The sequence below is a fragment of the Phaeobacter sp. CECT 5382 genome, from assembly GCF_001457775.1.
In the GTDB taxonomy this organism is placed as follows: Bacteria; Pseudomonadota; Alphaproteobacteria; order Rhodobacterales; family Rhodobacteraceae; genus Pseudophaeobacter.
Window position 1 is genome coordinate 149,003 of record NZ_CYSG01000008.1, and the last position, 12,415, is coordinate 161,417.

12 protein-coding genes are annotated in these 12,415 nt (G+C 58.3%); 6 read left to right on the forward strand and 6 right to left on the reverse strand.

Annotation, left to right across the window (positions count from 1 at the left end; all coding sequences use genetic code 11):
* Positions 1-237 precede the first annotated feature (237 nt).
* Together PH5382_RS10800 and amt are read left to right on the forward strand one after the other, a co-directional pair.
* The gene (locus PH5382_RS10800) at positions 238-576 is read left to right on the forward strand and encodes a P-II family nitrogen regulator (protein ID WP_058334387.1); all 339 of its coding nucleotides are present in this window, start codon (positions 238-240) and stop codon (positions 574-576) included.
* Positions 577-600: 24 nt separating this feature from the next.
* Positions 601-1,926: an ammonium transporter gene (gene amt / locus PH5382_RS10805; RefSeq protein WP_058334388.1), complete on the forward strand. Its 1,326-nt coding sequence runs from the start codon at positions 601-603 to the stop codon at positions 1,924-1,926.
* Positions 1,927-2,091: 165 nt separating this feature from the next.
* Here amt and PH5382_RS10810 read toward each other — a convergent pair whose 3' ends face one another.
* Both PH5382_RS10810 and sseA read right to left on the reverse strand, forming a co-directional pair.
* Entirely contained in the window at positions 2,092-3,276 is a 1,185-nt protein-coding gene (locus PH5382_RS10810) for an amino acid aminotransferase (RefSeq protein ID WP_058334389.1), read from the reverse strand.
* Positions 3,276-4,145: a 3-mercaptopyruvate sulfurtransferase gene (sseA, locus tag PH5382_RS10815; protein ID WP_058334390.1), complete on the reverse strand. Its 870-nt coding sequence runs from the start codon at positions 4,143-4,145 to the stop codon at positions 3,276-3,278. The genes PH5382_RS10810 and sseA overlap by 1 nt, the downstream gene beginning before the upstream one ends.
* A 693-nt stretch (positions 4,146-4,838) precedes the next feature.
* On the opposite strand from sseA, the gene PH5382_RS10825 reads away from it, so the two are divergent.
* Together PH5382_RS10825 and PH5382_RS10830 are read left to right on the forward strand one after the other, a co-directional pair.
* Positions 4,839-5,510 (forward strand): HupE/UreJ family protein, encoded by a 672-nt coding sequence (locus PH5382_RS10825; RefSeq protein WP_231751852.1) that lies wholly within the window; start codon positions 4,839-4,841, stop codon positions 5,508-5,510.
* A gap of 20 nt (positions 5,511-5,530) precedes the next feature.
* Entirely contained in the window at positions 5,531-6,130 is a 600-nt protein-coding gene (locus tag PH5382_RS10830; protein WP_058334393.1) for a hypothetical protein, read from the forward strand.
* A gap of 62 nt (positions 6,131-6,192) precedes the next feature.
* Here the strand turns inward: PH5382_RS10830 and PH5382_RS10835 are convergent, their stop codons facing one another.
* The 4 genes from PH5382_RS10835 to PH5382_RS10850 all read right to left on the reverse strand — a co-directional run bounded on the left by PH5382_RS10835 (position 6,193) and on the right by PH5382_RS10850 (position 9,034).
* Complete coding sequence (locus PH5382_RS10835) at positions 6,193-6,654, reverse strand: hypothetical protein (protein ID WP_058334394.1); 462 nt, start codon at positions 6,652-6,654, stop codon at positions 6,193-6,195.
* Positions 6,655-6,977: 323 nt separating this feature from the next.
* Positions 6,978-7,454 (reverse strand): SsrA-binding protein SmpB, encoded by a 477-nt coding sequence (gene smpB / locus PH5382_RS10840; RefSeq protein WP_058334395.1) that lies wholly within the window; start codon positions 7,452-7,454, stop codon positions 6,978-6,980.
* A 43-nt stretch (positions 7,455-7,497) separates the two neighbouring features.
* Entirely contained in the window at positions 7,498-8,367 is an 870-nt protein-coding gene (locus PH5382_RS10845) for a DMT family transporter (RefSeq protein WP_255354101.1), read from the reverse strand.
* Positions 8,368-8,473: 106 nt separating this feature from the next.
* Positions 8,474-9,034 carry a helix-turn-helix domain-containing protein gene (locus tag PH5382_RS10850; RefSeq protein WP_058334396.1) on the reverse strand — a complete coding sequence of 187 codons (561 nt, stop codon included), beginning with the start codon at positions 9,032-9,034 and terminating at the stop codon, positions 8,474-8,476.
* Positions 9,035-9,193: 159 nt separating this feature from the next.
* Between PH5382_RS10850 and PH5382_RS10855 the strand changes: the two genes are divergently transcribed.
* Together PH5382_RS10855 and ilvD are read left to right on the forward strand one after the other, a co-directional pair.
* Positions 9,194-10,381 carry a benzoate/H(+) symporter BenE family transporter gene (locus PH5382_RS10855; RefSeq protein ID WP_058334397.1) on the forward strand — a complete coding sequence of 396 codons (1,188 nt, stop codon included), beginning with the start codon at positions 9,194-9,196 and terminating at the stop codon, positions 10,379-10,381.
* A 128-nt stretch (positions 10,382-10,509) separates the two neighbouring features.
* Positions 10,510-12,360, forward strand: a complete 1,851-nt coding sequence (gene ilvD / locus PH5382_RS10860) for a dihydroxy-acid dehydratase (protein WP_058334398.1) — start codon at positions 10,510-10,512, stop codon at positions 12,358-12,360.
* Positions 12,361-12,415: the final 55 nt, after the last annotated feature.

Genomic DNA, 12,415 nt, shown 5'->3' on the forward strand with positions numbered 1-12,415 from the left:
GCCTCCGGTTTGTAGAGAGGCGGTTTATGGGGAATTTCGCTTCTGCACTCGCCTAAAATACAGGCAAAAGTCGCATTTCGAGCTGTTTTTTTCACCGCCACCCCGCCGGTTGGCGCTGCAAACCCCGCCCACCGGTTCCCCCGACTCGGGCCCTTGGCTTTTCTGCAGGTGCAAAATGAACAAAGGCCCCGCCAGCCAAACACCGCGTTGAGCCTTTAGCCTTAAGAGGATGCCGAAATGAAAATGATCATAGCCGCCATCAAACCCTTCAAACTTGAGGACGTCCGCCAGGCGCTGACCGACATCGGTGTTTCGGGTCTGATGGTAACCGAAATCAAGGGTTTTGGTGCCCAGGCGGGCCACACCGAGATCTACCGTGGGGCCGAATATGAGGTGAACTTTGTTCCCAAACTCAAGCTGGAGATCGTGGTTCCTGCCAGCCTTGCGGATCAGGTGGTCGACACCATTTCGAACACCGCGCGCACCGGCAAGATCGGTGATGGCAAAATCTTTGTGATCGACGTTGAGCACGCCCTTCGGGTGCGCACCGGCGAAACCAATCAAGACGCGCTTTAAGCGCCTGCATTCGGAGGAAAACTGATGCGCAAACTCTCTCTTTCCTTGTCGGCTCTGACGCTGACAGCCCTGCCCGGCCTGGCCCTGGCAGAGGAGGCTGCTGCCGCAGCCCCTGCTGACATTACCCCCTATATCTTCACCACTCTGCTGTTCCTGATTGGCGGCTTCATGGTGTTCTGGATGGCTGCGGGTTTTGCCATGCTCGAAGCCGGCCTGGTGCGTTCGAAGAACGTCACCATGCAGCTGACAAAAAACATCGCGCTCTTCTCCATCGCGGCCATTATGTACTGGCTGGTTGGCTTCAACCTGATGTACCCCGGCGACGCCTGGTCCATTGGCGGCCTTCTTGGCGCCTTCTCGCCAACCTCGCTTGAGCCTGTTGGCTTGGCTGCTGCAGATGCTACGCTGGACTATGCCTCCGTGGGCTCCGACTTCTTCTTCCAGCTGATGTTCTGCGCCACCACCGCCTCAATCGTGTCGGGCACCTTGGCCGAGCGCATCAAGCTCTGGCCGTTCCTGATCTTCGTGGCCGTTCTGACCGGTATCATCTACCCAATCGGAGCGTCCTGGCAGTGGGGCGGCGGCTTCCTGTCTGAGATGGGCTTCTCCGATTTTGCCGGCTCTACCGTGGTACACGCAGCTGGTGGTTTTGCAGCTCTGGCAGGCGCGCTGATCCTTGGCCCTCGTATCGGTAAATACAAAGATGGCAAAACGATCCCAATGCCTGGCTCCAACCTGGCGCTGGCGACCTTGGGTACCTTTATCCTGTGGCTCGGCTGGTTTGGCTTCAACGGCGGCTCGCAGCTGGCGATGGGCACTGTTGGCGATATCACCGACATCTCGCGGATCTTTGCCAACACCAATATGGCTGCTGCTGCTGGTGCCGTCACCGCGCTGATCCTGACCCAAGTCATGTTCAAAAAGCCTGACCTCACCATGACCCTGAACGGCGCGCTGGCCGGTCTGGTGTCGATCACCGCAGGCCCGCTGGACCCAACACTGTTTGGCGCTCTGTGGATTGGTGCTGTTGGCGGTGTGATCGTGGTCTTTGTTGTGCCACTCTTGGACAAGCTGAAGATCGATGACGTTGTTGGCGCCATCCCGGTTCACCTGGTTGCCGGTCTGTGGGGCACCTTTGCGGTTCCTTTCTACACAGCCGACACCTCCTTTGTGACCCAGATCACTGGTTTTGTTGCCATCGGCGCCTTTACCTTCATCGCCTCCGGTGTGGTCTGGCTGATCCTGAAAGCCACCATGGGCGGCATCCGCGTCAGCGAAGAAGACGAGATCAACGGTCTCGACATGGCTGAGCTGGGTATGGAAGCCTATCCTGAGTTCAAGGCAGGCTAATTCGCCTAATCCAACGGAAAAACTATGGAAACGCGGCCCTCTGGGTCGCGTTTTTTTTCGTTTGGCATCTTGGAGCCGACTGTTTGCTCCCGGTTGCCCCCGGTACAAAAAAACGCGCCCCAAAAGGGCGCGTTCTCGAAGTTCCAAAACTGCGATGGTCTGAAATCAGACGCCCGCGTCAATGATCGCCTTGGCAAGGATCGGAATGGTTGCCGAGTTCAGCCCGGCGATGTTCATCCGGCTATCGCCCACCATGTAGATGCCATTGTCCACGCGCATTTTCTCAACCAGATCAGGCGTGGTGCCCAGCAACGAGAACATGCCACGATGCTGCGCCAGGAAGGAAAACCGGTCAGAGCCGGACAGCCGCTGCAGCTCATTCGCAAGATCGGTGCGCAGCCCCAGCATGCCCAGACGGACCTCTTCCAGCTCGGCGGCCCAATCGGCGCGCAGGGCGTCGTCATTGAGGATCATGGTCACCAGACGCGCGCCATGATCCGGCGGGAAGGAATAGTTCTGCCGGTTCAAAAACGCTAATGTGCCCTGGTTCAAAGCCTGCGCCGATTTGTCTTGCGACAGGGCCATCAACAAGCCTGTGCGTTCGCGGTAGATGCCAAAGTTTTTGGAGCAGCTCGCCGCAATCAGCACCTCGGGGCAGCTTTCAGCCACCAGCCGCACGCCCAGCGCGTCTTCTTCCAGACCATCGCCAAAGCCCTGATAGGCAATGTCGATCATCGGGATGAGGCCGCGTGCGTTCATCAGTGCGATGACTTCTTTCCACTGCACCTCGTTCAGATTTGCCCCGGTAGGGTTGTGACAGCAGCCATGCAGCAGGATCACGTCACCTTTGGCGGCCAGTTTCAGATCTTCGATCATGCCGTCAAAGTTCACACCACGGGTTTCGCGGTCAAAATAGCGATACGTGACGGTCTCGATGCCAACATATTTCAGGATCGACACGTGGTTGGGCCAGGTCGGATCCGAGACATGAACCTTGGCCGATGGATTGGCCATTTTAATCATCTCGAATGCCTGACGCACAGCACCAGTCCCGCCAGGAGTGGCAGCTGCTGCGATGTTTTCACGGGCCACAACATCACCCAGGATCAGTTTGATCATGGCGTCGGAATACGCGGGATCACCGGCAAGCCCGACGTAGGATTTGCTCGTCTGCTCCTCCCAAAGCTTATGCTCGGCGGCCTTGATGGCGCGCATCACCGGCGTGAGGCCTTCGGCGTTCTTGTAGACACCGACACCAAGGTCGATCTTGTTGTCGCGCGGATCTTCGCGGAACATTTGCATCAGGGCCAGGATCTTGTCAGCTGGCTGCGGCTTCAGGGTTTCGAACATCAGTTCTCTCCGGTTGCAACGGGAAGGGTCGGGAAGGCACCCCATTCCGACCAAGAGCCGTCATAGAGCGCATGATCGGTCTTGCCGATCCGCTCCAGCCCCAGGCTCAGGACGGCGGCGGTGACACCTGACCCGCAGGTGGTAATGGCAGGTTTGGACAGATCAACGCCGACGGTCTCGAAGGTGGCGCGGATATCGTCCGGTGCCTTCATGGTGCCATCGGCATTGAGCAGGTCGGTATAGGGGGTATTCTTGGAGCCGGGAATATGGCCTGAACGCAGACCCTCGCGGGGTTCAGGAACCTCACCACGAAAACGCGCAGCTGCACGGGCATCGATGATTTCATGATCGCCAAGCTTGGCGGCAGACGATACCTGCGTGACATCCCGCACCAGATGATTCTGCACCCGCACCGTCATGTGACGGTCGCGGATCACTGGTGGCAGATCTTCGGTCTCGCGCCCTTCGGCAACCCATTTGGGCAGCCCGCCATCCAGCACTGCAATGTTGTTTTGCCCCATCAGGCGGAACAGCCACCAGACGCGAGCCGCGGATTTCAGCCCAGCACCGTCATAGACCACGACCTGATGACCGTCGCCGATCCCCATGGCCCGCAGACGCGACATGAATTTCTCTACCGGCGGCACCATATGTGGCAGCTCGGACCGGTGATCCGAAATATCATCGATGTCGAAAAACCGCGCATTTGGAATATGCGCTCTGTCATATTCAGCTTTGGCATCACGCTCTTCCTGCGGCAGATACCAGGAACCGTCGAGGATCCGCAGATCCGGATCCTTCAAATGCGCCGCCAGCCACTCTGTGGACACGAGGGTTTTTGGATCGTCGGTTTTTAGATCATCACGCATGCATGCCTCCCTGACCTCATGATATCTGACTACTATTCGCATCCCGCGGGTTCAAGGCAACAAGGAAGCCGGACCAGCGGTCATGGGCAAATTCTTCGCGGCAGCTTGCCGCCGATATGCGGCGATGCAGAATTTTGACTTGATTACATCCTCCCTAGGGGGATAGCACCAAAGCAATTCATGAAAGACTGGCAGAAACGACGGGCCGGCTCTGTCAGATTAGGGGTAAGGTAGGGACATGAAGCGAGTAGCTGGGAAATGGCTCTGGGCGCTGAACTTGATGCTGTGCCTGGCCGTTGCTGCCTGGAGCATCAAACTGCCAACTCGTCATGACACCGCATTCGCGAGGGGTCAAAACCAGACACCTTCCCTGACAATTGCCGAAGATCACAGTCATACACAGGCCTTCAACGAGATGTGGCAACGTCATGGCCGCGGTCACGACCTGATCGACCACGACCATAACACGGCTCTTTCCCCGGCAATTGCGGATGCAAACTCTCGCGGCCTGCCCGCCAAATCAGAGCTTGCCCACAGGGGCCGCATTGCTGGCACGCCCCTATTCAGCATCAAAAAACCTCCGCGCGTCTGGATGTCCTGACTCTCGTACAGACCCTTCCAAACAATCGGAGAACTCCTTTGAATAGTGCCACTTTCGGCAGACTCGGGCGCGTTGCGCATCCGGGATCTGCCCTGCTGCCTGCCGTCGTTTTGCTGCTCTGCAGCGCCAGTCTGGCAGCCGCCCATAATGTCACCGCAGGTGACGCAGGTTACATCCAAGAGATCTGGGGCGCAAAACCGATCCCCTTTCTGTATCTTGGCGCCAAACACATGATCACAGGATACGACCATATCCTGTTCCTATTTGGCGTCGTCTTCTTTCTGTACCGGCTAAACCACGTTGCCATCTACGTGAGCCTCTTTGCCTTTGGCCACTCCAGCACCATGCTGCTGGGCGTCTGGTTTGGCTGGAACGTCAACGCCTACCTGATTGATGCCATCATCGGCCTTTCTGTCGTCTACAAAGCCCTCGACAATCTTGGGGCATTCCAGCGCTGGTTTGGCGTGCGGCCCAACACCAAGATCGCAACATTGATCTTCGGCTTCTTTCACGGGCTGGGGCTCGCGACCAAGATCCTGGACTATGACATCGCACCGGATGGCCTGCTGCTCAATCTGCTAGCCTTCAACATCGGTGTCGAGATCGGACAGTTTCTGGCCCTCGCGGTGATCCTGATCGCAATGGGATACTGGCGGCGCTCCGCTGGCTTCTGGCGGCAGGCCTTTGGTGCCAACGTGGTGATGATGACAGCTGGTTTCATTCTGATGGGGTATCAGCTGACCGGCCTTGTACTTTCTCCTTAAAAAAAATCGGACAACCAATCATGTACAATGCAAACAAACCTACGATCGAAGACCTGCCCAGCCCCGCTCAGCTGAAGCGGTCCTCCATCATTGCAGCTGCCGCTGCCGTCACACTTCTGATCACCGTTGTTCTGCCCGCAGAATATGGGATTGATCCAACCCGCGCGGGCCGTCTGCTTGGCCTGACAGAGATGGGAGAAATCAAAAGCCAGCTGGCCGAAGAAGCTGATCAGGATCAGCAGGCCACACTCTCCACCGGGCTGCTTAGCTTCTTTGTCCGCTCCGCCAAGGCGCAAGAGGACCCAATCTGGACAGATGAAGTCACCTTCCGCCTGTCCCCGGGTCAGGGCGCCGAATGGAAGCTTTCAATGCAAGCGGGCGCCGTGGCCCAGTTCAGCTGGTATGCGGACCAGGGCGTCGTCAACTACGACTTGCACGGTGATGCGGCAGGACAGTCGATCAGCTATGAAAAGGGACGCGGAGTTGAAGGAGGCACCGGATCCCTACAAGCCCAGTTCACGGGCAGTCACGGCTGGTTCTGGCGCAATCGCAGCAAGACCCCCGTCACTATCACCCTGCGCCTGACTGGCGCCTATGATGATGTCCAGCGTACTTTTTGATTTGAGACGAGCTGCCCGCCGCCTTGTTGGCGGGCAGCAGACCGCAAATACGGAAATCGGGATTACTCAACCAATCGCAAAGGGGATGGAGCGGCGGCTCTCTGAGGCAGGCCAACAGGAAAGCGGTGCGCGAAGGACAAACCGGCCCGGATCACCTCAGGGTCCATTGTGTCACCCGTAACCAATGCCACGGCCTCACGGGCCATTGGGGTTTCGTCCCGCCTCATGTGGTGTAACATCCGCAGAATCGAAAACTCGTCGCGGGTCACAAATCCCCGCTCATCGGGGGCCAGCGGATCCAGAAACTCCAGCGGCTCACCCCGCGCCTTTACGGCACGATCGATCAATTTGAACAGTGCTTGGGCAACTCGCAATCCCAGCACTTCACCCCAGCGCTCTGCGGCAATCTTATAAGCATACTGCCAGCTCTGACGTTCCGGTGCCTTCAGGCTGGTCAGAAAATGGCGTAGCAGGGGCAAAAGCCCCTCTTCAAAGTCATCCAGACCACAAAAGGTCAGCGGCATCCAACTCACCTGCGGCGCAGACGGGTCCTGAGATGGTGAAGTTTGAGCCTTGGGCATTTTCCTGATCCTGACCTGCATTGCACTGCGAGAAGACATACGACCGGGCGGGATCCAGGTGGACCATTTGGGCTGGGCCTCACATACCTGACAAATTTGATCAGAAATTGCAAGTACTGACCACCAGGTGTTCACAGCAATGACAGGTACTCACAGTAATGAAGACTGCACGACGCCGTTTTCTATGGCTTCGCGAATACCATAAGGGTTATTTTTAGCAGGCGGGGTGAGGTCAGATAAGACGAGTGAAGTCAGCCACAATCAGATCAGCCGTGATCCTTCAGCAATCGCTGCTTCTGACGCGACCAATCGCGCTTTGCCTCGGTCTCGCGCTTGTCGTGGGCCTTCTTGCCCTTAGCGATGCCAATCTTGATCTTGGCGCGCCCCTTGTGATTGAAATACATCACGATAGGTACCAGCGTCATGCCTTTGCGCTGGGTCGCATTCCACATATCCGACAACTGCTTGCGCGACACCAGCAACTTGCGGCGACGCCGTTCTTCGTGCTTGAACATCTTGGCCTGCGAATAAGGCGGAACATAGGAGTTCACCAGCCACAGCTCGCCATCCTCAACCGCCGCATAGCTTTCGGCGATATTGGTGCCACCTTCACGCAGCGCCTTCACCTCAGAACCCTCAAGAATGATGCCGCATTCCACGTCATCCTCGATGGCGTAGTCAAACCGCGCGCGACGGTTTTCGGCAATCACTTTGTAGTTCGGGTCTGATTTCGTTTGGGCCATGGCTGGCAGATGTAAGCGCCTCGGGCGGCAGGTGCAAGATGACTCAGCGCTTGGAGCTGCGGATAAGGGTGAAGATACCGCTGATGACGATCACTGCGCTGCCCAGCAGCGTCAGCACATCGGGGCGTTCACCAAAGACCAAAATGCCCAGCGCCATTGCAAAGATTAGTCGGGTATAGCGAAACGGAGCAACCACCGAAATCTCTCCGTGACGCATCGCGCCGGTCAAGGCATTATAGGCAAGAACGCCGATGCCCGTTGCCAGCGACAGATGCAGCCAGGCCCTGCCACTGGGCCAGCTTGCCCCACCTGTCCAGGCCAGCGCCAAAATACCGGCCAGAACCAGCATCGCAAATCCCAACAGTCCGAGCTGCATATTGGTCATGGATCTCGGTGCAGCTCGGGTTGCAAGATCGCGCCCCGCGAACCCCAGCGTGCCCGCAACGGCAAACAACGACGCCACCTCGAATCCCCCAATGCCAGGTCGCAGGATCAGCAGCACACCGGCAAACCCCAAGGAGATAGCCAGCCAGCGCCGCCAGCCGACCCGCTCACCAAAGAACACCACAGCGCCCGCAGCCACCACCAATGGGGTCGCCTGTAATATGGCCGAGGCCGTCGACAGTGGCGTCAGGGCAATGGCCAAGGTATAGCAGAGCCGACCGGCAACCTCTGACAGAGATCGCAACACCAGCGGGCGCGTGCAAAAATCCGGATGCCACAGAGACTGCCCCTGTGCACGCGCCAAAACTGCGAATATTGCCATCCCACCTAGGCCAAACAGGATCAAAACCTGCCCAACCGGCAGCTCCCGCGCGACGGTCTTGATAAACATGTCCTCAAACGCAAAGGCCGCCATGGCCAGCACCATCAGCAGGCTGCCACGCAGCGTTTCTGTCCGCGCTTGTGTCACCAAGTCTCTCCTCCAATGGCTTTCGCAAACCGCCTCAACTGTTCGACGGCATGCTCAGAACTCGCTTAGGTACATTGTTTAACTGCCTCGATTTTTCACACTGCGGCTATCTGGCAATCGCGCGCCGATAGTGATGCATATTCAAAAACACAGCCCCACTGTCGCCGCTGCGGTATCCATGAGGCAGGTCCGCGTCAAACCTAAGTCCCTCACCGGTCTGCAGCGGCACCCATTCCCCATCGCGCAACACGTCCATCTGGCCCTCCAACACAAAGACCTCCTCGATCATCCCCGCCTCGTGGGCCTGCGATTGGTGACATTGCCCCGGCACAAGGTGAATACGGAACGTCTCGGCCCCAAGAGCCGGATCAAAGGGGAACACGATCTTAACCGCAATACTTCCGGGGAACTGCACCGTTTTGAAACCCTGCCCCTGTGAGGCATCCGCAGGTGTCGGCGCCTCGATCAAGGCAGAAAGCGGCAAATGAAACCCCTGCGCGATTTTCCAGAGCGTCGCAATTGTGGGGCTTGATTCGCCGCGCTCAATCTGGCCCAGCATCGCCTTGCTGACCCCTGTCATCTCGGCTGCCTTTGAGAGGCTCAGCCCGGCGTCGTTGCGCAGCTGGCGCAGATTTGCAGGGATGCTGTCTGATATGGCGTCATTCATCGTGTCTGCCCCACCGACCTGCCCCTCATGCCCAAAAAGTTTCCCTACACGTCATCCTGCAAGGATTTTAAAAATTGTCTTGTGCGTTATAGCGCACGCAGCTTAGTGTGCGCTATAACGTACAAACCCTAGCTTAGTCCCGCGCCAAGGAAAACCCGAATGCTATCGCAGCTAAAACTCTCGCATCTGGCCGCCGGTGCCATCGCGGTTCTGGTTGGCTATACCAGCTCCGTCGCCATCATCTTTCAGGCGATCGAAGCCGTCGGCGCGACCCAAGCGCAGGCCAACAGCTGGCTGGTGGCACTGGGACTTGGCATGGGGCTCACCAGTCTGGGCCTGTCGCTGTGGTTTCGCATGCCGGTGCTCACCGCCTGGTCGACACCCGGCGCGGCCCTTTTGGCGGTGGGGCTGAAAGATGTACCACTTGATCAGGCGGTCGGGGCGTTTGTGTTCTGTGCGGTGCTGCTCACGCTAACCGGCCTCAGCGGCTGGTTCGAGCGACTAGCCAAACTGATTCCTGACAGCCTCGCCAATGCTCTGCTCGCCGGAATCCTGTTCCAGTTTGGCCTGTCCGCCTTTGCAGCCCTGAACCAAGACACGGCTTTGGTCGCCGCAATGGGCGTGACCTTTCTGGCCGGACGGCTTTGGTTTACCCGCTTTACCATCCTGGGCGTGCTGCTCGTCGGTGGGATATGGGCCGGGTTGTCCGGCAGCTTTGGCGATCTTGGCCAGCTCAACACCAGCCTGACACTACCCGAACCGGTGATGCCCGGCTTTTCCCTGCCAGTACTGATTGGGGTCGGCCTGCCGCTCTATATTGTCACCATGTGTTCGCAGAACATGCCCGGCGTCGTCACACTGCGCGCAGCGGGATATACGCCGCCAGTCTCGGCCAGCCTGACCGTCACTGGCATTGCCTCGCTGCTGCTTGCCCCCTTTGGTGGCTTTGCCTTCAACCTTGCCGCCATAACCGCCGCCATCTGTGCCGGCCCCGAGGCGGATGAGGATCCCAAAACGCGCTATCTGGCCAGCGCTGTGGCGGGCCTTCTCTACTGCCTTGTTGGATTAGGAGGTGCGACGGTAATCAGTCTGTTCCTGATCGCCCCCAAGGCGCTGATTGCGACGGTTGCCGGACTGGCCCTGTTGTCAACCATTGGCAACAGCCTGTCGCAGGCCCTGCAGGATGCCCGCGGACGCGAAGCGGCGCTGATCACTTTTATGACCGCCGTATCCGGCGTCAGCTTCTTTGGCATTGGTGCCGCCTTCTGGGCGCTTTTGTTCGGCCTCTTGGTGAATCACCTCCTGAACCGAGGCACAGCCCAGAACTTCAAAGCCAGCCCGAAGTAAAATATCCACACCTAAACAGCTAAAACCGCAGATCCAGCGGTGCAAAAGATCCAAAAGCCGCCCCCGGATATTGCGTTTATTGCGCAAATCGTGTCCCTGAGGGCAAAGAGATAAGGGAAACAGCTCAGATGCCATTGTACCGATCCAGAACCTCCACCCATGGCCGCAACATGGCGGGTGCGCGCGGCCTGTGGCGCGCCACCGGCATGCAGGACGATGATTTCGGCAAGCCGATCATCGCCATCGTCAACTCCTTTACCCAGTTTGTACCCGGCCACGTCCACCTCAAGGATCTCGGCCAAATGGTCGCCCGCGAGGTCGAAGCCGCCGGTGGTGTCGCGAAAGAGTTCAACACCATCGCGGTGGATGACGGTATCGCCATGGGCCATGACGGAATGCTCTATTCGCTGCCCTCGCGCGAAGTCATCGCGGATAGCGTCGAGTATATGGTCAACGCCCACTGTGCCGATGCCATGGTCTGCATCTCCAACTGTGACAAGATCACGCCGGGCATGATGATGGCCGCCATGCGCCTGAATATTCCGGTGATCTTTGTCTCGGGTGGCCCGATGGAGGCCGGCAAGATCGACATTGCCGATCTGGATATGAAAAAGATCGATCTGGTCGATGCCATGGTTGCCGCCGCCAGCGACACCATGACCGACGAACAGGTTAAGCACATCGAAGAAAACGCCTGTCCCACCTGTGGGTCGTGCTCGGGTATGTTCACCGCCAATTCGATGAACTGCCTAGCCGAGGCTCTGGGTCTGGCACTGCCCGGCAATGGCTCGACCCTTGCGACCCATGCGGACCGCAAGCAGCTGTTCCTGGAGGCCGGTCGCAAGATCGTCGACATCACAAAACGCCACTACGAGGGCGAGGAAAAAGGCCTGCTGCCACGCGAAATCGCCACCTTTGAGGCTTTTGAGAACGCCATGAGCCTGGATATTGCCATGGGCGGGTCCACCAACACGGTTCTGCACCTTCTGGCCATCGCCTATGAGGGCAAGATCAAGTTCACCATGGACGATATCGACCGGCTCAGCCGTAAGGTCCCGTGCCTTTGCAAGGTCGCTCCGAACATCGAAAATGTGCATATGGAAGACATTCACCGGGCTGGCGGCATCTTCTCGATCCTTGGGGAACTGTCGCGCGCAGGTCTTTTGCACAACGACTGCGCCACCGTGCACTCCGCCTCGATGGGCGAAGCCATTGCCAAATGGGACATCAAGGTCGCCAACAACCCCGAGGCCGAACTGCTGTTCAAGGCAGCTCCCGGTGGCGTGCGCACAACGCAGGCCTTCTCGACCGAGAACCGTTTCAAAGAGCTGGACACCGACCGCAAAGGCGGCGTTATCCGCTCGAAAGAGCACGCATTCAGTCAGGACGGTGGCCTTGCGGTGCTGTTTGGCAATATCGCACTGGACGGCTGCATCGTGAAAACCGCCGGTGTGGACGCCAGTATCCTCAAATTCGACGGCACCGCCTATGTCTGCGAAAGCCAGGATCAAGCTGTCAGTGATATTCTGACTGGCAAGGTCAAGGCGGGCGACGTGGTAGTGATCCGCTATGAAGGCCCACGGGGTGGTCCCGGCATGCAGGAAATGCTGTATCCAACCAGCTATCTGAAATCTAAAGGCCTGGGCAAAGACTGCGCCCTGCTGACCGACGGGCGTTTCTCAGGTGGCACCTCCGGTCTGTCCATCGGCCATGTCTCACCCGAGGCTGCCGAAGGCGGCACCATTGGTCTGGTGGAAACTGGCGACAAGATCGAGATCGACATCCCCAACCGGACAATCAATCTGGCGGTCTCGGATGAGGTCCTGGCAACACGCCGCGCAGCACAGGATGCTGCTGGCTGGAAACCCGCAAAGCCGCGTAAGCGTAAGGTTTCCACCGCGCTCAAGGCCTATGGCATGCTGACCACCTCGGCCGCCAAAGGCGCGGTGCGCGAACTGCCCGAGGACTACGACGCGTAACTCGAAACACCTGAAACCCTCACATGACAGGCCCCGGCTTTCCCCAACGGGGCCT